The 25630-nt window shown below is 57.7% G+C and carries 24 protein-coding genes; 18 read left to right on the forward strand and 6 right to left on the reverse strand.

Annotated elements, in window-relative coordinates:
- Positions 1–273: 273 nt before the first annotated feature.
- From CLU92_RS18800 to CLU92_RS18865, 13 genes are all read left to right on the forward strand, one after another.
- The gene (locus tag CLU92_RS18800; protein ID WP_101483127.1) at positions 274–696 is read left to right on the forward strand and encodes a helix-turn-helix transcriptional regulator; all 423 of its coding nucleotides are present in this window, start codon (positions 274–276) and stop codon (positions 694–696) included.
- 234 nt (positions 697–930) lie between these two features.
- Positions 931–1653 carry a TnsA endonuclease N-terminal domain-containing protein gene (locus tag CLU92_RS18805; protein WP_101483128.1) on the forward strand — a complete coding sequence of 241 codons (723 nt, stop codon included), beginning with the start codon at positions 931–933 and terminating at the stop codon, positions 1651–1653.
- Positions 1616–3634 carry a Mu transposase C-terminal domain-containing protein gene (locus CLU92_RS18810; RefSeq protein ID WP_101483129.1) on the forward strand — a complete coding sequence of 673 codons (2019 nt, stop codon included), beginning with the start codon at positions 1616–1618 and terminating at the stop codon, positions 3632–3634. The genes CLU92_RS18805 and CLU92_RS18810 overlap by 38 nt, the downstream gene beginning before the upstream one ends.
- Positions 3631–4593 (forward strand): TniB family NTP-binding protein, encoded by a 963-nt coding sequence (locus CLU92_RS18815; protein WP_101483130.1) that lies wholly within the window; start codon positions 3631–3633, stop codon positions 4591–4593. The genes CLU92_RS18810 and CLU92_RS18815 overlap by 4 nt, the downstream gene beginning before the upstream one ends.
- Complete coding sequence (locus CLU92_RS18820; protein WP_101483131.1) at positions 4590–6398, forward strand: TniQ family protein; 1809 nt, start codon at positions 4590–4592, stop codon at positions 6396–6398. Before CLU92_RS18815 ends, CLU92_RS18820 begins: the two co-directional genes overlap by 4 nt.
- A gap of 55 nt (positions 6399–6453) precedes the next feature.
- Entirely contained in the window at positions 6454–7332 is an 879-nt protein-coding gene (locus tag CLU92_RS18825) for a hypothetical protein (RefSeq protein ID WP_101483132.1), read from the forward strand.
- 165 nt (positions 7333–7497) lie between these two features.
- The gene (locus CLU92_RS18830) at positions 7498–8487 is read left to right on the forward strand and encodes a hypothetical protein (protein WP_101483133.1); all 990 of its coding nucleotides are present in this window, start codon (positions 7498–7500) and stop codon (positions 8485–8487) included.
- Positions 8488–8601: 114 nt separating this feature from the next.
- Positions 8602–8997: a hypothetical protein gene (locus tag CLU92_RS27525; protein ID WP_143452620.1), complete on the forward strand. Its 396-nt coding sequence runs from the start codon at positions 8602–8604 to the stop codon at positions 8995–8997.
- 35 nt (positions 8998–9032) lie between these two features.
- Positions 9033–9404: a hypothetical protein gene (locus tag CLU92_RS18835; protein WP_143452621.1), complete on the forward strand. Its 372-nt coding sequence runs from the start codon at positions 9033–9035 to the stop codon at positions 9402–9404.
- A gap of 264 nt (positions 9405–9668) precedes the next feature.
- On the forward strand, positions 9669–10295 hold the full coding sequence (locus CLU92_RS18845; protein ID WP_101483136.1) for a hypothetical protein: 627 nt from the start codon (positions 9669–9671) through the stop codon (positions 10293–10295).
- 22 nt (positions 10296–10317) lie between these two features.
- Complete coding sequence (locus CLU92_RS18850) at positions 10318–10881, forward strand: hypothetical protein (RefSeq protein WP_101483137.1); 564 nt, start codon at positions 10318–10320, stop codon at positions 10879–10881.
- A gap of 455 nt (positions 10882–11336) precedes the next feature.
- Positions 11337–12257, forward strand: coding sequence for a bifunctional helix-turn-helix transcriptional regulator/GNAT family N-acetyltransferase (locus tag CLU92_RS18860; protein ID WP_101483139.1), 921 nt, complete (start codon positions 11337–11339; stop codon positions 12255–12257).
- Positions 12258–12463: 206 nt separating this feature from the next.
- Complete coding sequence (locus CLU92_RS18865) at positions 12464–13525, forward strand: diguanylate cyclase (protein ID WP_101483140.1); 1062 nt, start codon at positions 12464–12466, stop codon at positions 13523–13525.
- On the opposite strand, the gene CLU92_RS18870 is transcribed toward CLU92_RS18865, so the two are convergent.
- Positions 13504–13875 carry a hypothetical protein gene (locus tag CLU92_RS18870; protein ID WP_101483141.1) on the reverse strand — a complete coding sequence of 124 codons (372 nt, stop codon included), beginning with the start codon at positions 13873–13875 and terminating at the stop codon, positions 13504–13506. The two genes, CLU92_RS18865 and CLU92_RS18870, sit on opposite strands and share 22 nt — an antisense overlap.
- 123 nt (positions 13876–13998) lie before the next feature.
- Between CLU92_RS18870 and CLU92_RS18875 the strand changes: the two genes are divergently transcribed.
- On the forward strand, positions 13999–15015 hold the full coding sequence (locus CLU92_RS18875) for a hypothetical protein (protein ID WP_143452622.1): 1017 nt from the start codon (positions 13999–14001) through the stop codon (positions 15013–15015).
- Positions 15016–15185: 170 nt separating this feature from the next.
- Positions 15186–16337 (forward strand): AI-2E family transporter, encoded by a 1152-nt coding sequence (locus CLU92_RS18880; protein WP_101483143.1) that lies wholly within the window; start codon positions 15186–15188, stop codon positions 16335–16337.
- Position 16338: 1 nt separating this feature from the next.
- Here the strand turns inward: CLU92_RS18880 and CLU92_RS18885 are convergent, their stop codons facing one another.
- From CLU92_RS18885 to CLU92_RS18895, 3 genes are all read right to left on the reverse strand, one after another.
- Complete coding sequence (locus CLU92_RS18885) at positions 16339–18072, reverse strand: methyl-accepting chemotaxis protein (protein ID WP_101483144.1); 1734 nt, start codon at positions 18070–18072, stop codon at positions 16339–16341.
- Positions 18073–18410: 338 nt separating this feature from the next.
- Positions 18411–20045 (reverse strand): toxin-antitoxin system YwqK family antitoxin, encoded by a 1635-nt coding sequence (locus CLU92_RS18890; protein WP_143452623.1) that lies wholly within the window; start codon positions 20043–20045, stop codon positions 18411–18413.
- A 41-nt stretch (positions 20046–20086) separates the two neighbouring features.
- Complete coding sequence (locus CLU92_RS18895) at positions 20087–21004, reverse strand: DMT family transporter (protein ID WP_101483146.1); 918 nt, start codon at positions 21002–21004, stop codon at positions 20087–20089.
- 103 nt (positions 21005–21107) lie between these two features.
- Here CLU92_RS18895 and CLU92_RS18900 point away from each other — a divergent pair, with 103 nt between their 5' ends.
- From CLU92_RS18900 to CLU92_RS18910, 3 genes are all read left to right on the forward strand, one after another.
- Entirely contained in the window at positions 21108–21896 is a 789-nt protein-coding gene (locus tag CLU92_RS18900) for a helix-turn-helix transcriptional regulator (protein ID WP_101483147.1), read from the forward strand.
- Between the two features lie 116 nt (positions 21897–22012).
- Positions 22013–22612: a MarC family protein gene (locus CLU92_RS18905; RefSeq protein WP_101483148.1), complete on the forward strand. Its 600-nt coding sequence runs from the start codon at positions 22013–22015 to the stop codon at positions 22610–22612.
- Positions 22613–22643: 31 nt separating this feature from the next.
- Positions 22644–23189, forward strand: coding sequence for a DinB family protein (locus tag CLU92_RS18910; protein WP_101483149.1), 546 nt, complete (start codon positions 22644–22646; stop codon positions 23187–23189).
- On the opposite strand, the gene CLU92_RS18915 is transcribed toward CLU92_RS18910, so the two are convergent.
- Positions 23154–24344, reverse strand: coding sequence for an MFS transporter (locus CLU92_RS18915; RefSeq protein ID WP_101483150.1), 1191 nt, complete (start codon positions 24342–24344; stop codon positions 23154–23156). The two genes, CLU92_RS18910 and CLU92_RS18915, sit on opposite strands and share 36 nt — an antisense overlap.
- A complete protein-coding gene (locus CLU92_RS18920; protein ID WP_101483151.1) occupies positions 24341–25522 on the reverse strand; it encodes a serine hydrolase in 1182 nt (393 codons plus the stop codon). The genes CLU92_RS18915 and CLU92_RS18920 overlap by 4 nt, the downstream gene beginning before the upstream one ends.
- Positions 25523–25630 lie beyond the last annotated feature (108 nt).

The raw sequence follows: 25630 nt of genomic DNA on the forward strand, positions 1-25630 counted from the left end.
TCAAATCAAAAAATAGTGTGGCGCCGCAGTAGGTCGGCAGCCTCAAAAAAGGGGCCCTGGAACGAAATTTTATTGGTTGCTTTTCCGTGATAAATGTAGGAAAGCAAACGGTTAATTTCGAGGTCTCTCATAGGAGACTTCAATACCAAAGTGGTATGCTTTGGAAACCAAAATAACCTATTTTATTCAATGACTTACACACTCCACCAGGATTGACAGGCCGGCACTTTTTACATGCGCTTGGACACATGTGAATTGCAAGATTCAGTAAACATGAGCCCTTTTTCTCACTTCCTTTATGAGCTGCGCCTGCGTCACCAAATCCGTCAATCAGAATTGGCCGAATTGCTTGGTTACGAGCAAAGCTATATCTCTGCGCTGGAGGTTGGCATCAAAGGACCTCCAACCGAAGAGTTCATCACGAAGCTCATTGGGACGATGGCGTTGCCGCCGAGTGTGCAGTTAGAGTTAAGAGACATTGTCGCGGCGTCCGATCGCAAGTTGTCGCTGCCGGCAGACAGCCCACAACCACTCTACTGGATGCTAAAAGGGCTCCGTGAACAGCTCGACAATCTGCATCCATTGCAGGTGAAATTGATTCAGGATGCGTTGGCGATGCGCGGATCGCTCGTCGACCCACAACCGGAACCAGTTCGGCGCATCAAGCGCCGACGACGCGAGGAGGCCACAATGTAAAAACGGGACAATCCTTTCGGCTTGCCCCGTTGGCCAGAGCATCAAAGATACCCCGGACTGACATCTTCAGTATCTCCAAAGCTCCCGCCAACGTCAAGCCCCAAAACCAAACACGTCTGTATTTCGTCGCACGCATATCAAGTGGCGCGGGTGTTCGTACGTCCAAAAACAGGCGTATCCAACCATCAAAAAGGTACTGGACAGCGCATTGCGCCGGCGCCAGGGGAGACGTGCATGTCCAACCATCTATGGCAGGGCACTTGGCAGGGTCAATCACCGCTTGGCGATGTTCATGACCGGGCACGAACAATCGTCCGGCCGACTGGCGGCATCGTACGCGGAAAATTCCCAAGCAGGAAAAATGGTCGCATGGTCCATCACGAGGGCCTGCTAGAGCTCGATGCCATTTACCTGTTTGAGGCCTCACCGCTCATCGCGCAATACAGAGAGCAACCAATTACGATTCGGTACCCCGACGGCAATCGCTTGCGCCGCTACACACCAGATTTCGAATTGCGGCTAACCACTGGCGAAATCGTCCTGGTCGAAGTCAAGCCGCTACGCCGGCTTTGCGCCGATGAGGTTAAGCACACGTTCGACCGTATTGCGGATCACATGGCGCGAAACGGCACTCCATTCGTCATCCTCACTGACCTAATGATCCGCGAAGAGCCTAAACTGGCCAACTTGAAATGGATCTATCACCGCGCCGCACGAATCCCTCCAACACCTAGTGCCTTAACCACGGCGTTGGATAAGCACGAGCACGACTTTCCGATCCCTATCAGCACCGCGAACCATCTATTCGATGGGACGGGTACGGATACTTACAGCTTTCTCCTAGCTGGAAGATTGAAATGCGATCTAACCATGCCTGTCGCGCTCAGCACAACATTGACGATAACGAAGGAGACGAATCATGACTGGTTTCGGATTACGCAAGAACATGGTTTTTGATTGGTCCGGCTCAAAATTTCGAATCGAACGCCTACATGAAAACGACGACGTAGTGCTAGAACGCCTCGCGGATGGATCAATCTCTGTGCTTAAGCGTCAAGCCCTGCTAATGGAATATCGCGAAGGAAAAATAGCCGCCATCTCTGAAAGAGAAGCCAGCGCAACGCCAGCGATTAAGGTTTTCTCGCGCCCGCTCGATGAGCTATCCGAGGTTGTACAACTGGAAGTGACCCGCCGACACCACTATCTCCAAGCCATCTGCAATGCCGGTAGGGTAGTGTTCACGAAAGCCCATATCGAGCCCTTGATACAGCGCGTAGCGGCCGAGATCGACGACCCTAAGCCCCCAAGCACGACTAGCATCTATCGTTGGCACCTTCGCTATCGCAGCGAGAAGGACTCGCGCGCATTGATCCCTAGGACTGATCGGCGCGGCTCGCACGCAATGAAGCAGGACGAAACCGTTCTAAGGCTCGCATCCGATTCTATCAGCGAAGCCTTCAAGGTGTCGCCTATGGCGAGTGGTCCGAGTATCTACGCGAGACTGCTCGCAAAGATCGAAATCGAAAATCGATACCTAATCCCCAAAGAGCAGCTCAAGGCGCCATCGCTACGAACAGTCTATCGGATGCTGTTGCGTCTCGACGCTTATGACCGGGCTGTTCTCAAGGAAGGGAAGATCGCGGCGGACAAGCGATTCACAGTGGTAAAGGCTGGAGTACGGAGCGCGCAAATTCTAGAGCGCGTCGAAATAGACCACACACCACTTGATCTATTTTTGATTGACGAGAAAAGTCGGCTTCCGCTCGGACGCCCTACGTTGACTGTGGTCGTCGATCACTACAGCAGGATGCTTTTGGGATTTCACCTCAGCTTCGGCAATCCATCCACAGCGGCAGTAATGGGAGCGCTTCGACATGCTATTTTGCCGAAGGAAGGGGCATTAGCGCAAGTGAATCCGGAGCTGAATCCAAAGCATACATGGCCATGTTATGGCAGGCCGGATGTGATGGTGGTAGATAACGGTATGGAGTTCCATGGAAAGGACCTCGAAAGCGTTGCATACGACTTGGGGATCCGAATTCAGTTCTGCCCCAAGCACCAGCCTCGTTTCAAGGGTGTCGTGGAACGCTATCTGGGAACATGCAACCGATTCTTTGCCCACCAGCTTCCCGGAACGAGCCTCTCTCGTTGGCATCTACGTGGCGACTATGACCCGTTGAAGCACGCAGTGTTGACCCTCTCCGATTTTCAAATGATCTTCCATAAGTGGGTCCTTGATGTATATGCGCAAACGGTACATCGAGGGACAGGCGAAACTCCATGGGCAAGGTGGCATGAAGGACTACAACGGCGGGAGCCGGAACTCCCCGAAAGTGTCCACGCGTTAAAGCAGCGCATCGGCCAGATTGAGGAGCGAACATTACGTGCTGATGGAATTCTGCTTCATGGGATTCGCTACAACGGCGAATCTCTCGCACCGATACTTCGCGCATACGGGCCTGGCACCAAGGTGCGGGTACTTTTCGATTCGGAAGACCTGGGGGACATTCAGGTTTGGGGGCCGAATAGTCCGGAACCGGTCATTGTCTCCGCCCTCGATCAAAATCATGCACGCGGGCTAACGGCCTTGCAAAACGACCTTATCCGTACCGCAGTTCGCGAAAAAGGCGCCTCTCAGCAGGATCGTGCAGCTCTTGAAGTCGCACGGCAGAGCATCATTAGCACTGTCGAAAACCTCATGAGTAGCAGGAAGCAAAAGGACCGTCGACGCGCCGCAGACATTCTCGGAGCAAGCACAAGCAAGCCGGCCGCCGAAACATCTCCTCCCCTGTTTTCAGCGATGTCTCAGCGCGACGGAGAGGCACATTCCATGTCCATCCAGCAGCTGCCCCAAAAATTCGCCCACATCGACGCCCCGCCGCCGGCATATGCGTTCTTTCGATCCAAACGCAAATCGAATGAGGAAGCCATCAAATGAACTTGCCCTTCTTTGACGCGATCAAACAGCTTCAAGACGAATGCCTTATGTTTCCGGCTTTTGAAACCGCCTACCAACAAATTGAGGCGAACCTCAATTTGTTCAGGGCGACAGGTGTCGCGCAGAATCTACTGATTCTTGGTGAAAGCGGGGCTGGGAAAACTAGCCTGGCGACGATCTTTACCAGGGAATATCCCAAGGTGTCATTGCCTGAGCGTGACCTAATCCCCGTGCTCCATGTGACCGTTCCAGCCGCCGCAACAATCGCGGGCACGGTCGAAGCCGTGCTAGCACAGCTTGGCGATCATCATCCTGAGAAAGGAACCGTCTCGGTCAAAACGGCGCGCGCAGTCAAGATCGCGCGCGCCTGTGGCGTTGAAATGCTTTTGTTCGACGAAGCCCAGCACATTCAGGATCGTGGCCGTGCGCACTCCCAATACTTCGTGGGCGACTGGCTCAAGTCATTCATGGATGCTCTTGGTGCCCCAGTTACATTACTTGGCCTTCCCCGTACACAAGTTCTATTGCAGGTGAATGAGCAACTTCGCCGGCGCTTCACGCATCGCCTTTTTCTGTCAGTTCAACAAAGGGCCGAGGCCGATGAGGCGGATAGCTTGCGACTGTTCACGTCTTTGGCCAACGCACTTCCACTGCCTCTAGACCCTAGGCCATATGAATGGGGAGAACTCGCCAAGAGATTGCACTTCGCAACCGATGGCCGCGTTGCATACGTCAAAAAGATTCTGGTGGGCTCGTATTCCAATGCAGTATCGGAGGCATGCACAAGCATTACCGTCAGTGATCTTTCACGCGCCTTCTCAACGACGATATGGCCATCAGGAGTAGGCGCGCTCAATCCATTTCATCCGTCATTTCCATTTCGGCCACTAGACCGCGCCGGCGAGCCATTCCAGACTGGCGAAATGAGCGGTAGTTCCCCATCAAGGAGGCGTCAATGAGACCACTACCCGTGCGGCCGCTACCGGTACCGACCGAACCAATTATGGATTACCTGGAACGATTGGCAAACTCGAACGGCTACAACCTTAGAGAATTTCAGACTTGGTTCGGGAGCGATCAAGGCATTTGTACTTCGACTCTGACCGAATTTCTAAGTGGGCATAAGCTGCCACCGTTCTCCGGACCAGCAAGCCAACAAGTCAAAATACCGGTGAATTTGTTCGGCCTACAGGTTGCTGACTTTACACACATGTACCGTCGGTGGTGCCCGGCCTGCGTTGCCCTCGAAAGCTGGATGCGCCCTGTTTGGCGCTTGAAGACCGCGACAGTCTGTGCCACACATCGCATCTGCCTTCTCCAGTCCTGCCCAAGGTGCCATTCTTATCCGGATTTGCAATCAATCCTGAACGGCACGTGCGTATGCGGCGTCAATTTTATCGAAGTTCTTTCACAAGCAACGCGTGCAGAGATCCAAATTTCGCAAGCGCTGGAAAAGTCGTTGGCACAGCCCATCACATTCAATTTGGGAGAGACCGAGGTTAAACTCGACACTCCTAAAATCGTACGCCTTATCTGCTACGCAGGCCAGTTTTCAAAAGGGCCACTGTTACATCGGCCCGGGAAGATTCGCGATCTTGAAAGCATCAATGTCGCATCGCACATAGTCGCTGGAACGGCCACGCTCTTGGCAGACTGGCCGTCATGCTTCTGGCATTGCCTTGAACGCTTTGTAAAAGCAGCCCCTGATGATGCAAGCATCAGACGTGTCTTCGGCCCGCTATACCATGTCCTGTATCAAGATCTTCATGATGAAGCGTTTCATTTCCTTCGGAGCTCGTTCGAGCTATTTCTTCTTGAGCATTGGCGTGGCGAGCTCTGCGGCCGGCATCGCCTGTTTAGCGAGGAAACGATCAACGGACATCGACATCAGGGACTTTCCCGCGTTGCACGATCTGCGGGACTTGGAAGCAAGAGACTTCGAAGAATGGTGCATCAGGATCGCTTCCCAGCGAATACTTTCAATCCCAAGTCTACCAAACACCTGATCACGGTGGACAAGGAAGTGCTTGCGCGCCTTCTTCCCAATCTCAATGACTACCTTGATTTACGCGCAACAGCTCGACTCCTGGGCTTCAAGCGCACCAGACTTAGACAGCCCGTCGCCCGTGGCGTGCTCTTGGCCGATGCAAAACCGGATTTCGGCATAAGCAATCGCTGGCATTTTCGGCGCACTGAGATCGAAGCCTACCTGACGGATATTCGTCAAAGAGCGACTCAAACAGTAGCCGGCGAATCGGCGACTCTAGGCCATGCGCTTCGATATTGGCGCGTTGAATCGACAGAATTGGGGGAGCTCATGAAGGCTCTCAAACGTGGAGAAATCAATTTTTCAATGCCTCACAGATTTCGCCTTTGCGATTTGACGTTTCCAGCCGATGAACTACGCTCTTGGCTCGCGACACAACGTTTGGCCACTGTGTCTTGGATCTCCGCATCGAAGGCATCAGAACTACTTTCCCTGAAAGAGCAAGTCGTGTACGAACTAATTTCCAAGAACCTGCTTGTCGCCGAAGTGGTGACTAAGAATGGCCATGCCATGCGGCGGATCTCTCTCCCTAGCCTCCAAGAATTCAAGGAAACATACGTATCGGCTGCGGCACTGGCTCGGCAACACGAAATATCTGTTTCAACAATGCTCAGAAAAATCAAGGCAACGCCAATAACCGGCCCCAGGATTGACGGCGGCCGACAATACTTCTTCAAGCGTAGCGAGATCGAGTTTGAATTTACTGATCGAGAATGACCAGCGACGAGCCCGTGTTAAATTACGTGCATACATTCTATGTTTGACAGGAAATATGAAATCGACTTCATACGACATCGTAAAATGGCCTGGCCTAATCCGGGACTTCTTGCTGGGCTCCATGGGCCTACTTTGTATTGGATTTGCGATCCATTCCGCCGTTAACGAGAAGCTTCAAGCTGCCGGAACCCTCTTCACGGCAGGCCTTCTTCTTTGCCTCTTTTCCAGCCTCGCGCGATTCGAGTCGATAAAGGGGTTGGGTATCGAAGCCAAAATGGTCGCGTTGAGTGAGAAGCTGAATGAGGCAGATCAGCTCCTAGGGCACATGCGAAACATGGTGGGATTGATGGCGGACACTTCCTTTCAGATTATTGGTAATCTGGGTCGATGGGACGCCGAAATTCCAAAAGCCGCAATGCTCAAGATCGTCGGAAATTTCCATGAGCTTCTGACTTCATTGGGGGAACCGGCGGAGGTCATTGAAAAGAAGTTGGAACCCTGGCACTTGAGCAACGAGAGAGACCTCGTTTACCCAATTCATGGCGCGCTACACAAGTTCGTTCAATTTCAAAACCAAGTCCTCACTGAACAAGCAAGAGAAGCACCGCAAGGTGATGCCACAATTCGCGGACAGAGTGTCAGCGACCTTTTCGACCGAAACGTTGATTTTCTTCGGCGCGTCGACAAACTTATAAACTCTGAGATTGATGAGTTCCCCGAGGGAGTAGACCGCCTCATCCGCGACTCTGATGTTGGAACCAATGAAGACCTCCTTTGGCTTCGCCGCCAGTTGGAAGGTCCCCTTGAAGAGTTACGTTACTACCTGAAGCACAAGAGCTTCAAGGACAAGGGTGCGTGGCTGGCCCGCCCCTATGCCTGGGAAATCGCCATGGACTTCACGAGTCTTTCCCATCCAATTGCCAAGTTGCGATGACGTACGCGCTTTTATTAACTTTGGGCAGCCGAACTTCAAGAATCAATGGCGGATAGCGCATCATGCAGTAGATTTCCGATGAGATCGCGGGCGTCGTAGCGCTTGAGTTCGCATGATTAGGTGATACCTAATTCAATAGAAAACGATAAACAGCCAGGGAACTTCATGTCAGAGCGAAAGTACCGATTTCATAGACCAAACAACCCGGACCAGCATTTAGAGGCAATCTACGAAGAGCTGTCGCTCTCCCCACATGAACATGACCGGCGGCCAACACAGACACTAAAAGACCATGTGGTCGCATTGCTCAAACATGCGAGAGAAATCGAGTCAAAGCGCGAATCGAAGGATTTAGATCGGTCGTATTCCATCAACTGGGCGCTTGGCGCGCTTGCGTTTCTAGCGTGTTTATTTCTCTGGCACGGCCTAACAAAGGCGGACGATACTGACTGGTTGTACCAACATCATTTTGCAATCCGGCTGTGGGGGATTGCGTTCGCAGCAGTCTTTCTCGGGGTCTCAATTGAACGCAGTTCATTCTTCAAAAGCCTCTGGCTGTTCGGATTTACCAAAATCGTCGCCTCAATAGCATTGTCGTCTCTGATTATTTTCAGCACAGGCAAGGCATCTTCATTGATCAATGCAGTCTTTCCTGTAGACGCATCGGCGCTACCACTAACAAGAGCTATCGTAGCTGGACTCCTTGCATTTCAATATTTGACGCCATTGCTGGGTGTTGTTGCTCTATTTGCTGTCTTTCACGCGCTAAACGCGGCAGGCTGGATCACCGCAAAATGGTCTCGCAAAAACACCTATGAGAGTCCCCCATTCCAGTCCGTCGCGTTTCTGCTTTTGTCGATTGTTGTGCTCTTGTTCACTACACGCTGGGTTAACGACGATTTTTCGGAAGTTGCTTGGCCAGCAAAAATATATAGGCTCGCACATGCACTGGATTTCAATTCCAAGTATGAATGTAAGAACCTTAGGAAAGGCCTGTCGGTCGTGTTTTTGGGACCAGATCAGGCTCGCGTGCTTGTCGATACGCGAGCGGCAAAAACCGACGATTTAGAATCGTTCGTCGACCAAAAACTCAGCAGCCAAATCGAAGTCACTAAGCAGTTTTATGTCCTGCCCTGTGACCTGGGAGAGCATTGAACAAATTCGCGCACTTACGCGGGATTTCATCAGCCCCCCCCCCGACGAACCCTTTTTTAAAAAGTAGCCGCGACTTCAATGCGGCATCATATTCACGTTCTGACTGGAAGCGCCATGAGTATCGCGGAAATAGAACTTCTCATCGATGAAAAGTATCAGAGCACGCCGCTACCTCATCCGAATCGGAGTTTGGCAATTTGGCACTTTCTTACGGCTGCTGAGGATGCTCTGCGCCACAAGTTGACACGTCGCGACATCCCTACTGGCTCGATTGAGTATTTTGTCGATAGAGCAAAATATTCGCTGAAATACGGCCTCGATCGCATTGAAAAGGAAAGTCGGAATTTCTCAGCGGAACAGTTTCCTCGTCGTGCAGTTGCCTCTTGCTACGAACGCGGATTTCGTCTTCTGGACGCCGGGCTGGACTATTCTGTCGGGTGCCAAATTTGCTCCTCAGTGCACAACAAGACCAATGGAGCTGCAAGAGTCAGAAGGCCTGATTACCACTGAAAGTGGACGAAAAATATCATGCGACGGGATACGCCGTGCTGGAAATGTTGGGGCACCAACCTGACGGCAGCTCTTCCTTCATGCAGATTATTTTTTGGCTACTGCGCCACAATGAAGACTTGCCATTCATCATTGGACAAATTGCTAGCACCGTCAAGGTAAAAGTCAAGCTAATTTCCTACGAATATGATTCATATTTAGCGGCTGACTTAGGCTTGCTTTTCGCCCAGTCACCCCAGTTGATACCTGATGACTGGCAGTTCTCTTGGGGCGGGAGGTACGAAACTACACTGCTGCTAAATGCGCTGAGTATTCGTTGCGCCTATCATTTCATTGCAATTCACTTTGGTGCAACTGCAAAAGGGCTAAGCGGAGCAGGGGGTGATGATCTTGTTCTGGTGGTGTGAATCGAAGCACTTTGTTTGGAATTAGAAATGCTCTCGTCGTTGCCTGCCTCAACCATTCGCAAATTCGTTGACGAGCTTATTTATGGAAAGGACGTGAAGTCTCCCGACCCTGCACTTCAGCCGTTCTGCCAGCTGTCCAAGGGGTTGCTGGCCATCCCACCGCTCCATGTCCTCTCTTGCCATATGGAGCGAAATCTACTCGCATTGCAAGCCCGCACCCAAGCATCAAAATTCGATGCAATGAGCTAGGCGTTTGAACGCGATATGATCGCCTCCATAGTGAGGAAGCTTTCACCGCACTGGCCGCAGATGCGGCCCAATTTCACATGGAAATTCAATGATGAGAAAGAGGAGTTCGATCTAATCGTTGCAGATCCACGCACCCACAGCTTATTGATCTGCGAAATGCGATGGACAATTCAGCCAGGCGACCCCAGGGAAGTGGCACAACGCAAAAAAAACTGCTTCGAAAAAGTCTCCCAGCTTGAGAGAAAAGTTGAATGGCTGCGACCGCGTCTACACACTGCGGTGACGGAAATCTTCGGAATTGAAACGACTCTTGAAAATCCATGGGAGATCGTTGGTCTCGTTGTAGTCGATGGATTTGGTGGAGTAATGAGCCCGAACGGCGACCTACCGATCATGCCGGCAAGGATCTTCGAGCGGGCTATGCCACAGGTCGAGTCATTACAAGTACTAAAGAATTGGAGCAAATCTCTGGCCTGGCTTCCTCAAGAAGACGTCTTTTTTGAGATGAAATGGCGAGAACTTGAGCTTGAAGGAAAACGCATAAACTATCAGGGAATGATCCCACTACAAGAACGCCCTGACTTTCTTCAGCATATTGACCGCACAATAATGGCAGCGAAGACACAAACTTCGCGCGGATGAGCCTACGATAAATGGAAAGATCATGCCACCGCCACCGCTGACCTCAACCTTCATACGTAGAATCGCACTATTGTGCTGTCACTTCACGCGGAACGTCGCGTACTACCGCCTCGGGTACGTTGACGAGAACGGCATCGGGAGACTCAAGCAAGCGACAGAATTTGGTGCCACTATCAACGGCAACATGGTCGACATAGCCGTGCTGGAGTGGTGCAAGCTGTTTGCCGACAGAAAGGGACACCATCATTGGCACAAGCTTGTGCGATCTGACGTGGAACAGCGTCAGTTTCTTGCGGAACTACTTCATATCCTTGAGGTCAATGACGCCGCCTGGCGTAAGTACCTAGATGAATTTCGGGTCTATCGTGATAAGTTTGTTGCACACTTGGATACGGAGGACTTGGCTCGAATCCCGCAACTTGACATGGCCTTGCAAAGCACCTATTTTCTTTACTCACGTCTACTCGCTGACGCGCCAGCTGGTACCTTCGACATGCCAGGACGTGCCAACCTTCCTCGCGATCTGCCGACCTATTTCGCTTCATGCCAAGCAGATGCTCGAGCGGCATATGCTCAGATAACGTAGTCGCGTCGCCCACTGTTCCATGCGCTAGCGCGACAAACCAATTTTGCCACCGTGGACTCGATGAGTCCGCAAAGCGTGTGTGAAAACACGAGCCGCCTTCTTGAAGAAGCCCACTGCTCGATAGTTCTAGATCCTTAAGAGTTGTTCATCACGTGGCGCGCGTCGCCATGAAATTTTTCATTTATGAGGTCACGACTCATGGCTTTTTTCACATTCTGTGTCAGACTCAGAATGTGTCCGTGACGGAGAATCTGAAAAATGCGCTTGTAATCAAGGCTCAACTTTTCAAGATTGGTGTCACACGATATAAGCCAGCTTGCCTGGTTTCCGTGACTGCCAAGGCGGCCCCTTTCAGGGCCGCTTTTTTTATGCGCGCCAGCATCCTGCCGCCACATTGACATACTTGCTAAAAGCAAGCAATAATCTGCCATAAGCAAGTAAATGGGAGGTGTCACATGCAGGCGGATCAACTCGACGAGCGCACGGAGATCGTGCGTCGTTTCAACCGTTTCTATACACGCCAGATTGGCGTACTGCATGAACACTTGCTGGACAGCGCGTTTTCGCTGACGGAGGTGCGCATCCTGTATGAACTGGCGCATCGTGAGCAACTGACCAGCGCGGACTTGTGCCGCGAGCTGGGCTTGAACGCCGGCTATCTGAGCCGGGTCATTGCCGGATTCGAAAAGCAGGGGCTGATCGCCAAGACGCGCTCGCCCACGGATGCGCGTGCGGTGCAATTACAGCTGACCGAACAGGGACAACACACGCTCGCCCCCCTGGTCGACGCCTCGCGGCGCGAAGTGGCCGCCATGCTGGAACGCTTGCCAGCGACGGCACAGCAGGAGCTGGTCGCTGCCATGGTACAAATCCAGGGCTTGCTGGGGGAGCCATCGCCCGCTTATATCCTGCGCAATCCCCAGCCGGGCGACATGGGCTGGATCATCCACCGGCAAGCCGTGCTCTATGCGCAGGAATATGGCTGGAACAACGAGTACGAGGCACTCGCCGCCGACATCGTCGCCAAATTCGTGCGGGAATTCGACCCGGCCCATGAACGCTGCTGGATCGCCGAGAAGGACGGCAAGGTGATCGGTTCCGTCTTCATCGTGCGCCAGGACGACACGACTGCCAAGCTGCGCCTGCTGTACGTCGATCCCTGCGCGCGCGGTCTGGGCATCGGCAGCCGCCTGGTCGATGAATGCCTGCGCTTCAGCCGCCAAGCGGGCTACACGCACATGGTGTTGTGGACCAACAGCATCCTCACCGGTGCGCGGCGCATCTACGACAAGGCTGGCTTCCAGTTGCTCGAAGAAGAGGCGCATCACAGCTTTGGCAAGGATTTGCTCGGCCAGGTGCTGGCGCGCGAGTTGTAAGCAGGCGCTTGCCGGCCCTTTGCATGAAAGCAACTGTGGCGGCGCCAGGACAGTGGCTGCCAATTTCATCGCCCGTATCACCAATCCCCCCAAGAAAACAGTACACTAGTTCCTGAGCGTAACTACTTTTGTACGCGCTCCAAGCCGCCTGCCGTTGCCGGGAGGCGTCCCTGCCGCAAGGCGTGTTGTCTGCCTGGACAAATGCAATGTTCACTTCGCGCAGCCTGTCTCCTGCCTTCTATTACCTGTTCTTTTCAGGAGAACCGGAGCAGCAGCAGCGCTTTTTCAAGGAACTGCATTTCATTTCGATAGCCATCCTGACGTTTGGCCTGGCTTGCTGGCTGGTCACGTTCAGCCTGACCTTGCCGCGCGCTTCGCTCGATCATGCGCAAGCGGCGCTGGGCGTGACGGGCATGGTGATCGGGCTGGTGTTGACCAAGTATGCGAAGTCGCTGCAAGCGATCATCGTCAGCGGCACCATCAGCGTGCTATTCATCGCTTTCAGCTTTCGCGTGCTGATGCTGGGTACGGAAGATCCCGCTTTCTGGGTATTGCCGCTGGGCGTGATGATCACCCTGACGACGGCGCCCATCTTCAGCGGCATCGCGTATTACCTGGGCGTGTCGCTGTGCGTGTGGGCCATCCTGGGGCTTGGACAGTTTCCCGTGCATGCGGGCCAGGCCGACCAGCATTGGCCGGTGCTGGCCGTCACCATCAGCGTGATCATCGGCCTGGCGCTGAATATTTATTTTCTCGTCTTGCGCATTCACAACTACCGTTCCCAGCGCGAGCTGGCGACGATGGCCTACAAGGATGGATTGACCGGGCTCAACAACCGGCGCATGTTTACGCAAAGCGCCCGCGTCCTGCAGCGCACGGCGCACACGCCCGCGTATTTCCTGATGATCGACATCGACGACTTCAAGCAAATCAACGACGTGTACGGCCATGACGTGGGCGACGAGGTGCTGAAAAAGATCGCCGATGTCATCGCCGGGCTGTCTGGCGAGCACCTGTGCGGCCGCCTGGGCGGCGAGGAATTCGCCATTATTTACCTGGGCGAAAAAAGCGCGGCCTGCGCCTTTGCCGCGCAACTGGTCGACAGCGTCGAGGTGGCTTTCGTGCCGGAACGCAAGGTGTCCGTCAGCATCGGCATGGCGGAACTGATCAAGGAAGCGGACTTGTCGCACAGCTACCGGCGTGCCGATGAATCTTTATACCAGGCCAAGAAAAGCGGCAAGAACCGCTACGTGCTCAACGCCGCCTGATTGTGCGGGGCTGACGGCCTTGCATCGAGCAGCGCCAGCAAAGCTTGTGGCGAAATCTTCCAGGGGTCGCGCTGCTCGGGGTCTACCTCATCCCAGCTGTCCTGGGCGCCGATCTTTAGGATGGTCAAGGGAATGTCCTTGCTTTCAAAGAAGGCCAGCATGCGCCGCATCAAACGGCTCACCTTGGCGTGGTCGTCCATATACAAGGAGCAGGTATAGAAACAGCCCTTCTCTCCCATGCTCAATTTCCTGGCCGCGCCGACACGGGAGTGGAGCACGTACTTGTGCAGGAACTCGGTCACTACCTCATCGTCGACGGGAATACTGCAGGAAATGGTGAGCTTGGCCATGATAAGGGGGACAGTGATTCAATAGCCAAGCTTAGCAGAAAGCGTTTCATTCCTGAAATGCTAAGATCGCGGCGCGCGCATGCCGGCAAGTGGTCCGGCATGGCGTCTCGACAAGGATTGCCATTGAATACCCCAGGAAAAATCACTTTCCGCATGCTGTCGCTGTGCGCCGCTCTGTGCTTGCCGCTTTCCAGCATGGCACAAGCCATTTCTGCCGAGGATGCCGCCTTCGTGGCCGCCACCGTGCCTGTTTCCGTGCCGTCGCCGCCGTTAAGCCTGAACGAGCATCCACAAATCCGCGCCGACGTCTTCAGGCTGCTCGGCTATGCGCGTGGCGACTATACGCAAGGCGATACCTTGATCGCGCTCCAGGTACTCGACAGCATGCGTTCGCTGCATGACATCCAGCGCACCATGCTGCCCGACGGGCGCTCGGTGCTGGCCTCCATCGATGCCAGCACGCACGGTGCATGGCGCGCCGCCATGCTGTTCGACCCGCAACGCAAGCTGTTGGCGCTGGGCCTCGTCAACGGTCATTGCCAGGCCGCCATTGGCGACGCCGCCCCCGCCTGCCTGCCGTCCACGCATGCCGTGCTGACGGTGTTTTTGCCACCGGGCGCGGAGGACGAGATGGCCGCGCCGCTGCTGGTGTGGGCGCGGCAGCTGCCGCCCATGCTGGCAAAGACCACGCCGGAGCAGCGGCAAAGCATTGCTGCGGTGGAATACATCACTACCCGCCCCGACCAGCCCGGCTGGGAACAGCGCGATGTGCCTCCCGGCTTTCCCGCCAGCTTGCTGCATCTGCTGCTGCCGAATGCGGAATTGAACAGCAGTTCCAGCGGCGGCAAACTCATCGCACCGGCAGGCCTGGCCGGTTTGCCCATGCGCACGCCCACGGAAGCGGCGGAGGCGGGCGACGAGCCCATGCCCGATGCCAGCATCACCCTGCGCAGCTATGCCGATTTCCACTGGGTGCTCAACACCTACGCCAAACTGGCCAAGGGCGCGCAAGTGAAGGGGCATGACGACAAGGTGGTGTTGACGGGCAGCGATACGAGCGGCCGCTACACGGTGACCTTGCGCGAACAGGGCAAGAAGGACAGCGTGTTCATCACCGTGGCCAGCTGGCGGGAAAAATAGGCCTGAGAGGACTCCAAACAGGGGAAAACATTGCCATCACGCACAGGAGCATGGCATTTTGGCATTTTGCGGTATGATTTCCGGCCGTGCGGCCCGGCCCGGTCCCTGCCTTGCCCACCCAGCCCTTCAAGCCAGCCACGCTTGCGTAGCATCCTGCCCTAAGGAGTCATATGTTCGGTTTTAACTTGCGCGTTGCCAAGATGGTGTGGACGGCGTTCCTGATCGCCTTCCTGCTCTTCCTCACCTACAAGGTCTCGTCGACCCTGATCGTGGTGGTCTTTGCGATTTTCTTCAGCTATCTCGTGTATCCGCTGATCGGACTGCTGGAGCGGCATGGGCCGAAGCGCCTGCCACGCACGGCCAATATCGGCATCGTCTTCCTGGTGGTGATCTTGCTGGTGGCGGTGCTGGGGTCGATCTTCGGGGCGCGGATCGAGGAAGAGGCGATCAAGCTCAGCGACCAGTTGCCAACACTACTCAAAGGCAACAATTTTGCCGAGCGCATCCCCTTGCCGGAATTCATGGAACCCTTGCGCGCGCGCCTGCTGTCGTTCATGCAGACGCAGCTGAGCAGCGGTACGGGACAAGCCATGCCGCTGGCGAAAGAGCTGGGCTTGACCGTCATGCATGCAGCCAGCAACCTGATCTATCTGGTGCTGGTGCCCGTGCTGAGCTTTTTGCTGATCAAGGAAGGGCCGGACATGCGCGACGGTTTGCTGTCCTTGCTGAACCGCCCGAACAAGAAACTCTGGGGCGCCATCATCGATGACCTCGACATCTTGCTGTCGCGCTATGTGCGCGCCCTGCTGCTGTTGTCGATCGCCACTTTTGTGTCCTACAGCATTGCCTTTTCCCTGATGGGCGTGCCGTACAGCCTGCTGCTGGCGGGCGCCGCGGCCTTGCTGGAATTCATCCCGTTTGCCGGGCCGCTGGCGGCGGCCGTCATCGCCGTGGTCGTGGCCGGTTTCAGCGGCTTCGAGCACGTGTTCTGGCTGATCGGCTTTATTGCCGCCTACCGTTTGTTCCAGGATTACGTGGTCAATCCGTACTTGATGAGCGAAGGCGTGGAAGTGAGTCCGCTGATGGTCATCGTCGGCTTGCTGGCCGGCGACCAGCTCGGTGGCGTGGTGGGCATCTTCCTGTCCGTGCCCGTGATGGCGGCCATCAAGATCGTCTTCGTGCGCGCCAGGGCGGCCTTGCAGGCGCGCCACGATGCACTGGAGAAAGCGGAACAGGCAGCAGAGGAAGCGCGCGCCCAGGCCTTGGCCGAGGCGGCGCTGCTGCAGGAACAGGGCAGCAAGGCCACCCTGCCAGCGCAGTAATTTAAAACTCTTCCCACTCGCCGCTGCTGTCCGCGGCAGGTTTGGCCGGACGCGGTTTTGCAGCAGCGACAGGTCCTGCTGCGGCGCGGGCGGGCGCCAGGCGCAGGGCCGGGCGTTTCAAGGCCGTGCTGGCGGCGGCCACGACAGGCTTGCGCAAGGCAGGCTTGGCGGCGGCAGGGCCGCTGTGGGCGGCGTCGAGTTTAAAGATGCTGACCATCTCGGCCAGCGCCGCTGCCTGCTCCTGCATCGACTCCGAAGCGGCTGCCGCTTCTTCCACCAGTGCCGCATTTTGTTGTGTCACGGTATCCATTTCCGCCACGGCTTGATTGATCTGGCCGATGCCCAGTTCCTGCTCGTGGCCGGCGGCGCTGATTTCGCCCATGATGTCCGTCACGCGGCGGATGCTGGACACGATCTCGTCCATCGTTGTGCCCGTCTGGCTGACCAGTGCGCTGCCGGCGCCCACGTTCTGCACCGACGCTTCGATGAGCACCTTGATATCCTTGGCGGCGCTGGCCGAACGGTGCGCCAGGTTGCGCACTTCCGTGGCGACGACGGCAAAACCACGGCCCTGTTCGCCTGCGCGCGCCGCTTCCACGGCCGCGTTCAGGGCCAGGATGTTGGTCTGGAAAGCGATGCCATCGATGACGCCGATGATGTCGGCGATCTTTTTCGACGATTCGCTGATGGTGCCCATGGTATCGACAACTTGCGCCACCAGCGCGCCGCCCTTGACGGCCACGTCCGATGCGGACACGGCCAGCTGGTTCGCCTGGCGCGCATTGTCGGAATTCTGCTTGACGGTCGAGGTCAGCTCTTCCAGCGAGGACGCCGTTTCTTCCAGGCTGGAAGCTTGCTGCTCCGTGCGGCTCGACAAATCCAGGTTGCCCGAAGCGATTTCATTGCTGGCCGTGGCGATGGCGCCGCTGCCGTCGCGCACGCCGCGCACGGTGGTCGACAAGCGTTCCTGCATCTGCTGCAAGCCCGTCAGCAAAGCACCCATTTCATCCTGGCGCGTGATGACGATGTCGTTGGCCAGGTTGCCGTCCGAAATGGCGCCAAAATGGCGCAGGGCCTGGTCCAGCGGGCCAAAGATGGCGCGCAGCAGCAAGATGCTGGAAATAATCGTCATCAAGGCGCCTACTACCATGCCGATGATGGCCATGGTCACTTGCGTGTGGTAGCTGGCCTGGCTGTCCGCATACATCGCGGCGGCCGAGGTGGACTGATATTGCGTCAATGTTTCGGCTGCCTGGTCCAGGGTGCGGTAAAGGGGCGACAAGCCGGTCATCATCAGCTTGTCCGCCTGCTCGATATTGTTTTCGCGCAAAGCCTTGCCCATGGCCAGCACGCCATTATTGATATAGTCGCTGCGCTTCTTGTCCATGTCGTCGGACAGGCGCTTTTCTTCCGCGCTTTGCGGCAAGCCCAGGTACACCTTCCAGGACTTGTTGGATGCTTCCATGAATTGTTCGGAGCGTGCCAGGGTCTCCTTGGCATCCGGCGCATCCGGATGCACCATCACGCGGTCCATCGTGAAACGGGCGCGGCCCAGGGCGATTTGCGATTCGCCGATGGCCTGCGTCGATGCCAGCTGATTGCTGTAGACCTCATTGAGACTGTTATTCGCCGATTTCAGGCTGATGATACTCATGACGCCCAGCACGGCGATCAGCAAGCCCAGCACACTCATGGTGGCGATCAGGCGCATTTTTATTGTTATGTTCGACAGCATGCAGTTTCCTTGGTAGGGGCGTAACCATGCCTGCGCTGGCCAGATGGGATAGCAGCAAGCGCCAGATGGGCGGGTCACGTGAATTGTTCAGGACAGATCGATACGGCGTGTGCGGCAGCAGGGGGGAAGGCGGCCCGCGCATATCGTCAGGAGTGAAATACAGGGCAACAGGGTTGAGGTTTCCTGTACTTTTAATTTCCTGATCGCAAGATACAGGGAAAGATTACTGGTAGCAATATGCAGCTGGGATTTTCACGCTTTGTAACAAGCGGATGATGTTTTTTGCGCAGAACTGGCATTCCGCTGCCGTGCGCCCTCGCGTCGGAATGCCAGGTATGTTAATAGACGGTTTCTTCGATGAGCTGGCCATCATCGCGGAAAGACTGAAACCGGCCCGTTTTCTTGCCCATGTGATAACTGCCAATCTGCTTCGGTTTCCCATTCTGGAAATGTTCGATGTTGACGCCATGCAGCACGCCCTTGTGCCAGTTGCGGTGAAATTGCGGCACTTCGCCATCGGGATAAAACAGGGTTTCCTCACCATCGCGCTTGCCGTCGGCAAAGCTGCCCTCGTAACGCCGCTTGCCATCCGGATAAAAGCTTTGCATCGGCCCCTCAAGCACGCCCAGGCGGTAATGTTCGACCAGTTGCAGCTGGCCATCGGCCGCATATTGTTCGAGCTTGCCTTCCGGTTCGCCATTGAGCATGGTCAACACTTGCCAGCCGCCGTCCGGCGTCGCCTTTTTCCACGGCCCCTGCTTGATGTCATCGACGTAGTTGCCGCCACCGCCAGGTTCCACCCACTGCCCCTGTTTCTTGCCATTCACATAATTTCCCTGCCATTGCACCACGCCATCGACGCGGCGCTCGCTAAGACCGTTCAAGCGGTCTTTCACAAAATGGTCGTAGCCAGTGAAGCTATGCATGTCCGCTTCGCGCCATTCAGCCACGCCCGGACTCACTTCCCAACGGCCCGTGCGCTGGCCCCGCTGCATCATGCCTTTCGTGGTTTCGTCGCCGCTTTCATACGTCCACGGCCCCTCGGCCTTGTCGTCGACAAAGGCGCCAAACGAACGAATGGTGTTCGGCTCTTCGAAGTGCCATAGGCCGGTGCGCTTGCCCAGCGCATACAGGCCGTGGGCAAACACGCTGCCCACGCAGCAGTTCACCTCGTATTCGATGAACAGCCCATCCTGGGTGGCGGCAAAGCGCTGTGGCTGTGTTTCCCACGTGATCCACTTGACGTGGTAACTGGGCGCGCGCCCCCCTTCCCACCCTTTGCCCAGCAGATACGTGACGGTCAGATAATGGCCATCCTTTTCCTGGAAGGTTTTCTTATAGGCAAACGCCGGGGCGTCCGCAGGTTTGGCTGGCAGTAACTCGCCGTCGATATTGAAATAGCCAATCAGGGTGCCATGCGCATGCTCGATGGCATCGAACTCGGTCACGCCCGAGGGCGCGTAAGCGATGCTGTAATCAATCAGCCGCAGGGAGGCCAGCGCCGCGCGCACCCGCGCCTCATCCATGACCCTGGCGCCGCGCACGATGGCGTCCAGTGCGGGCTGCAAGGTGGCCACCTTGAACATCCTGCCGCCGCTGCGTTCGTAGCGGTAGGCATGCAAGCCATAGGGGTTATCACTGCGGTTGTCACTGCGAGCGCCACTGCGGCTGAGCACGAACGTGGTTTCGCCTTCACTGTCGAGGTCCAACTGGAACACGGCCTCGATGCTGGCCTGGCCATACTTGTCCAGGTTCATGCGCTTGTCGCTGCCGTCATTGCACTGGCAGTAGTAGCCGTTGACTTCGCCGTTTTCCCGCAGGAAAGCCAGCACCACGCCGCCATCGCGGCGCTCGACGGCACTGGCATAGGCCATGGGCTGGCCTGCGTAAAAACGCGCCGCTGCCTGTGCCGGCGCCAGGGCGCCCAGCGCCAGCAGCGCCACCATCGTTCTCATCCAAAATGTTTGCCGCATGTCAACCCCACTGCCAAAAAACCGCCATTATGCATGGCCATTCAGGCAATGCCGGACACCCCAGGACGGTAGCGGCCAAACAGGGGACGCTGCACCGTCTGCGCCAGCAGCACGCCCAGTAGCGAGATACCGCCGCCGACCAGGTGATACAGATGCATGCTTTCATGCAGCCAGACGATGGCCAGCAAGGCCGTCAGCAAAGGCAGCAGGTTGACGTAGATGCTGCAGCGGTTCGGTCCCAGCAGTTTGACACCTTCGATCCACAGGTAGGACAGGACGATGGACGAGCCGATGCCCGCATAAGCGATCAGGGGCAAGGTGGTGGCGTCCAGCCTCGCGCTGCCGGGCGGCAGCAGCAGGAACAGTGGCAGCATGCAAGCCAGGGCCGCCAGCGCCTGGCAATAAATGGCTTGCCAGGCGGGAATGGACAAGCGCCAGCGGCGCAGCAGCACGCCGTACAGGGCAAAGCTCAGGCAGGCCAGCAGCATCAGCGCGTCGCCCGCATGCACGCCCTGCTGCAGCAGGCCCAACATATCGCCCCGCCCTACCAGATACAGCAAGCCGCCAAACGACAGTACGCCGCCGGCCGCCATGCCCACCGTCAATCGCTCGCCCAGCAGCAGCACGCTGAGCAGGGCCGTCATCAAGGGTGCCAGCGCCGTGACGATGGCCATATTCGTCGCTGTCGTCGATTCGGCGGCGCGGTAGGACAGGCTCTGGAACAGCGCCATCGACATCACGCCGCACAACGCCAGCTGCCACCACTGGCGGCGGATGGCGGCGCGGTTGCGCCACAGGGGGCGGGCGATAAACGGCGTCATCACCAGCAAGACCAGGACCAGGCGGTAAAAGGTAATGGCCGTGGGGGCGATGCTGGACGCGGCCAGCTTGGACACGACGACATTGCCAGCCCACAGCAGCATGGCCAGGAAGGGATACAGGTAGGCGCGCACAGGCATGCGTAGCTCCAGGAATAGTTGCGGGGGAACCATCATGCCGCAGGCGCGCTACGCTTTCTCGCGCTAATATGTCTACACCTATCGCAAAACTGACCTTATTTGTATGGATTGCACCTCCCCCGCCTTTCAGGAATTGCTGCCCGTCACGGCGCGCGCCATGGCGCTGGCCGTCGACTATGCGCATGGCCACGTGATTTCGGTGCACCGCCACACGCATGCGCAATTGCTGTATGCCATCGAGGGCGTGATGACCATCGAGGCGCAGGGCGGGCGCTGGGTGGTGCCGCCCACGCGCGGCGTGTGGCTGCAGCCCGGCATCGCGCACCAGGTGCGCATGAGCGGCGCCGTCAAGATGCGCACCGTCTTCATCGATTGCGCCAGCTCACCGCTGCTGCCGCGCCACAGTTGTGTGCTCGACATCAGTCCCCTGCTACGGCAATTGATCGTGGCGGCCGTCGACATCGCGCCCGATTTCACGGAAGGCAGCCGCGACTGGCATCTCCTGCAATTGCTGTTGCACGAGCTCGATAGCCTGCCTGTGCTGCCCCTGTATCTGCCGCTGCCCTCTGATGCGCGCCTGCGCGGCATTTGCGCGCGACTGATGGCACAGCCAGGCGAACAGCAGACGGTGGCGCACTGGGCACAGGAACTGGCGATCACCGAGCGCAGCCTGCACCGATTGTTCCAGAAACAAACGGGCATGCGCTTTGGCCAGTGGCGCCAGCAGGCACGCCTGCTGCGTGCTCTGGAACAACTGGCGCGCGGCAGCAAGGTCATCGACGTTGCCATGGACAATGGCTACACGAGCCAGAGCGCGTTTACCGCCATGTTCAAGAAGCATTTCGGCACCACGCCAACCGCGTTTTACCAGGCAAAAGTCATCGCGGCTTAAAAAAAATGCTGCTATGCATCAATAATCATGGGCGATAAGCGCCGCTCTTGTTATCATCGCAAGCCTTATCGCACCGCGCCCATCCTGGCAGCGGTGTTGACCTCAATCACACCACCATGACACAGAATTTCTTCCAGACATTTATCCTGCTCTTGCTTGTCACCGATCCGTTCGGCAACGTTTCCCTGTTCGTCAATGCCCTGAAACGGGTACCGGTCGAGCGGCGCTGGAAAGTCGTGGTGCGCGAGTGCATGATCGCCTTCGGCATCTTGCTGCTGTTCATGTTCTTCGGCCGCCATTTCCTGAACGCCTTGCAATTGTCGGAAGTGGCGCTGCGCATCGGCGGCGGCGTGATCCTGTTCCTGATCGCCATGCGCATGGTGTTTCCGCAGCCCAATGCGGGCAATAGCGACCACGAGATGGGGGGCGAACCGTTCATCGTGCCGCTGGCCATCCCCGCGCTGGCCGGCCCGTCGGCGCTGGCCACGGTGCTGCTGTTTTCCTCGCATGAAATGAACGACGTCATCGCCCACGTGGCGGGGCTGACGGCCGTGGCCGTCGTCTGGCTGGCCGTCTTCCTGTGCGCCGAACGCTTGCAGCGGGCGCTCGGTCCTAGGGTCATGACAGCGTTCGAGCGCCTGATGGGCTTGATCTTGACGGCGATGGCCATTGAAATGTTACTCGCCGGCATACGCGCGTTTTTGAAATCCGTTTAACATTGTCATTCATCCACTGAAGGAGTCCAGCATGAGCCGTTGCGCCCACCTTTGCCTGATGGCCGATTACAACCAGTGGATGAACGCCAAGGTCTATGCAGCGGCCGCCAGCCTTCCTCCCGGCGAGCTGGAGCGCGAGCGGGGCGCCTTTTTCGGCTCCCTGCTGGCCACCCTGAACCACGTGATGGTGGGCGATACCCTGTGGCTGCAGCGCTACGCCCAGCACCCGGCCCGCTTTCCCCTGCTCGACCCCATCCGCGCCATCACGCCGCCCGCCTCGCTCACGCACCCGCTGTTTGCGGCCGAAGATTTTGCCGCCATGCACGCACACCGGCTGTGGCTGGACCAGCTCATCGTCGACTGGGTCGCCTCGATCACGGAAGCCGACCTGGACCATTTGCTCGACTACCGCAACAGCAAGGGACCGAACCGGCGCGAGTTTTTCAGCCTGCTCATGCATTTCTTCAACCACCAGACCCATCACCGGGGCCAGGCCAGCACCCTGCTATCGCAAGCGGGCGTGGACATCGGCGACACGGATTTACTGTTTCGCATCCCCAACCATATCGAGGACTGACGACGGGCGGTACAGCCACGCCTTGAACAAAATCAAGGCCAGCGCCAAGGCACCCAGCAGCGCACCGCACGCCAGCGCGCCCTGCATGCCATAGCAGGCGATGGCCATGCCGCCGGCCAGCGCGCCCACTGTCACGCCCAGGTTGATGGCGGCGATGTACACGCCGATGGCAAACGCAGGCGCCTCGCGCGCTTCGCTGCTGAGCCACACTTGCGTGACGATCAAGCCGCTCGTGTGCGCGGCACCCCAGAACAGCAGCAAGACGGCCAACGCCGCCCAGCCGATACCGCTGCCCGCATACTGGTACAGCAGCCAGTACGCCAGCCCCAGCAGCACGGGCTGCAGCAAGACCGTGCGCAGCACGTGCGTGCCCAGCTGGCGCCCCGCGAACAGATTGCCCGCCACGCCGCCCACGCCAAACACCACCAGCGCCAGCCCCGTCTGGCGCGCCGACAGGCCCGCTTCCTGCTGCAGATACGCGGCCGCATACGCATACACGGCAAACATGGCGGCAAAGACAAATACGGCGGCGGCAATCGTCAGCCACAGCGCGGGCTTGCGCAGCACGGCCAATTGGCGGCCATACGCCATCGGCGCTTGCTGCGGCGTGTCCGGCAAGAACAGACATAGCCCCAGCGCCGCCAGGACATTCACCAGCGCGCAGGCAAGGAACGATGCCTCGTAGCCATACTGGGCGGCGATCCACGTCGTCAACGGGATACCCAGCACCATGCCCATGCTGGTGCCCGTGAACGCATGCGCGCCGGCCCGCGCCGATTGCTGCGGCGGATACAGGGCGGCGGCGGCCACCATGGCCAGCGAGAAATACACAGGGTGGAACAGGGCCGGCACGATGCGCAACGCCAGCAGCACCTCGAAGCGGGGCGCATACGCTGAGGCCACGCTGGCCAGCGCGAACACCAGTAGGGAAACCACCAGCACGCGCTTGCGGCGCCAGCGCGTGGCCAGCAGCACGAGGAAAGGCCCACCCACGGCAATCACCAGGGCGAACAGACTCACCAGCGATCCCGCCTGCGCCGCCGTCACGCCGTAGCGCTGCATGATCATCGGCAAGATGCCCACCACGCCAAATTCGATGCAATACACGCCGAACAGGCCCAGCGCGAGGAAGACGATCGGGTGCGGACGCGTCATCGCATTTCCTTGGCGCCATACACTGCCTGGCACAGTTCCATCACGAACGGCCCCGCCATGCCTTCCAATGCCGTATTCGTGAACGCCACCACGGACAGCTCTTGCGCAGGGTCAACAAACCATGAGTGGCCATACGTGCCGCCCATGCGCCAGCTGCCCACGGACTCCGGCGTGGTGGCGGCAAGCGGATCCGTCAGTACCGTAAATCCCAGGCCGAAGCCACGACCGGGCCAGAACGGCAAGTCGAAGCCGCCCGTCTGGCTTTCGCCCATCTGGCGCGCCAGCGCCGGTGGCAACAGCGGTGCGCCACCCAGCCGCAAGGTTTCCAGCAGGCGCATGAAGTCAGGGGCAGAACCGACCATGCCGGCGCCACCGGATGGGTAGGCCTGCGCATCGCGGGCGCGGGCAGGCGACAAGGTAAAACCTGCCATGCCATCGAGAAACGGCAGATGGTCCTCCCCTTCGTCCAGCAAACGGCGCGGCCGGGATTCTACCGCTGCGCGGTCCGCATAGGCCACGGCCAGGCGCGCCGAATCGGTAGCCAAAAATCCCGTATCGCGCATGGCCAGCGGCGCCGTCACCAGGTGTTCCACGGCTTGCGCCAGCGGCAAACCAGTCACCGCTTCGATCACGGCGCCCAGCACGTCGGTGGCGATCGAATAGGCCCAGCGCTCGCCCGGCGCATACGCCAGCGGCACGGTGGCCAGGCGGCGCAGATTGTCTGCCAGGCTCATGCGGGAAGCATCCATGCCGTCCGACACGCCCGCCTGCGCATACGCGCCGCCGGGCGGCTGGAAAAAGCCGTAATCGAGCCCGGCCGTGTGCGTGAGCGGATGCCGCACGGTCATCGCCGCCACGGCGCCGTCCGGCTGGCGCGGCGCAAAATACGGTAGCCAGCGCGCCACCGGGTCGTCCAGCCCCAGGCGATCCTGTCCCACCAGCGCCAGCGCGGCTGTGGAGACGATGGGTTTGCTGACGGACGCCAGGCGAAAGACGGCATCCTCGCGCATGGGCGTGCCCGCTTCGCGGTCCAGGTAGCCGGCCGCGCGGCGATACACATCCTGGCCACGCTGGCGCACCAGCACCACGGCGCCCACCAGGCGCTGCTGGCGCAAAACAAAGTCCAGCAGAGGATCGATGCGTGCGGACAAGGCCGCGGGAGAAAAGGGAGAAGTCATGGCTAGCCTTTCAAATGGTCAAGCTGCCAAGGTAAGGCAGGCGCGATCAAAGAAAAATGGGCTATAGTTTCTGTCTGTGCGGACGCTGGCATCCGCAATCAATGGTGA

The sequence above is a fragment of the Janthinobacterium sp. 61 genome (genome assembly GCF_002846335.1).
Lineage (GTDB): Bacteria > Pseudomonadota > Gammaproteobacteria > Burkholderiales > Burkholderiaceae_D > Janthinobacterium.

What these genes read in the sequence shown, in the direction of transcription:
- CLU92_RS18825 (WP_101483132.1), top strand. Translation starts at nt 6,454, where the DNA reads ATGAAATCGACTTCATACGACATCGTAAAATGGCCTGGCCTAATCCGG.
- CLU92_RS18905 (WP_101483148.1), top strand. Translation starts at nt 22,013, where the DNA reads ATGACACAGAATTTCTTCCAGACATTTATCCTGCTCTTGCTTGTCACC.
- CLU92_RS18865 (WP_101483140.1), top strand. Translation starts at nt 12,464, where the DNA reads ATGTTCACTTCGCGCAGCCTGTCTCCTGCCTTCTATTACCTGTTCTTT.
- CLU92_RS18870 (WP_101483141.1), bottom strand. Translation starts at nt 13,875, where the DNA reads ATGGCCAAGCTCACCATTTCCTGCAGTATTCCCGTCGACGATGAGGTA.
- CLU92_RS18800 (WP_101483127.1), top strand. Translation starts at nt 274, where the DNA reads ATGAGCCCTTTTTCTCACTTCCTTTATGAGCTGCGCCTGCGTCACCAA.
- CLU92_RS18895 (WP_101483146.1), bottom strand. Translation starts at nt 21,004, where the DNA reads ATGCCTGTGCGCGCCTACCTGTATCCCTTCCTGGCCATGCTGCTGTGG.
- CLU92_RS18815 (WP_101483130.1), top strand. Translation starts at nt 3,631, where the DNA reads ATGAACTTGCCCTTCTTTGACGCGATCAAACAGCTTCAAGACGAATGC.
- CLU92_RS18810 (WP_101483129.1), top strand. Translation starts at nt 1,616, where the DNA reads ATGACTGGTTTCGGATTACGCAAGAACATGGTTTTTGATTGGTCCGGC.
- CLU92_RS18920 (WP_101483151.1), bottom strand. Translation starts at nt 25,522, where the DNA reads ATGACTTCTCCCTTTTCTCCCGCGGCCTTGTCCGCACGCATCGATCCT.
- CLU92_RS18860 (WP_101483139.1), top strand. Translation starts at nt 11,337, where the DNA reads ATGCAGGCGGATCAACTCGACGAGCGCACGGAGATCGTGCGTCGTTTC.
- CLU92_RS18890 (WP_143452623.1), bottom strand. Translation starts at nt 20,045, where the DNA reads ATGCGGCAAACATTTTGGATGAGAACGATGGTGGCGCTGCTGGCGCTG.
- CLU92_RS18910 (WP_101483149.1), top strand. Translation starts at nt 22,644, where the DNA reads ATGAGCCGTTGCGCCCACCTTTGCCTGATGGCCGATTACAACCAGTGG.
- CLU92_RS18845 (WP_101483136.1), top strand. Translation starts at nt 9,669, where the DNA reads ATGATCGCCTCCATAGTGAGGAAGCTTTCACCGCACTGGCCGCAGATG.
- CLU92_RS18880 (WP_101483143.1), top strand. Translation starts at nt 15,186, where the DNA reads ATGTTCGGTTTTAACTTGCGCGTTGCCAAGATGGTGTGGACGGCGTTC.
- CLU92_RS18900 (WP_101483147.1), top strand. Translation starts at nt 21,108, where the DNA reads ATGGATTGCACCTCCCCCGCCTTTCAGGAATTGCTGCCCGTCACGGCG.
- CLU92_RS18885 (WP_101483144.1), bottom strand. Translation starts at nt 18,072, where the DNA reads ATGCTGTCGAACATAACAATAAAAATGCGCCTGATCGCCACCATGAGT.
- CLU92_RS18820 (WP_101483131.1), top strand. Translation starts at nt 4,590, where the DNA reads ATGAGACCACTACCCGTGCGGCCGCTACCGGTACCGACCGAACCAATT.
- CLU92_RS18830 (WP_101483133.1), top strand. Translation starts at nt 7,498, where the DNA reads ATGTCAGAGCGAAAGTACCGATTTCATAGACCAAACAACCCGGACCAG.
- CLU92_RS27525 (WP_143452620.1), top strand. Translation starts at nt 8,602, where the DNA reads ATGAGTATCGCGGAAATAGAACTTCTCATCGATGAAAAGTATCAGAGC.
- CLU92_RS18805 (WP_101483128.1), top strand. Translation starts at nt 931, where the DNA reads ATGTCCAACCATCTATGGCAGGGCACTTGGCAGGGTCAATCACCGCTT.
- CLU92_RS18915 (WP_101483150.1), bottom strand. Translation starts at nt 24,344, where the DNA reads ATGACGCGTCCGCACCCGATCGTCTTCCTCGCGCTGGGCCTGTTCGGC.
- CLU92_RS18850 (WP_101483137.1), top strand. Translation starts at nt 10,318, where the DNA reads ATGCCACCGCCACCGCTGACCTCAACCTTCATACGTAGAATCGCACTA.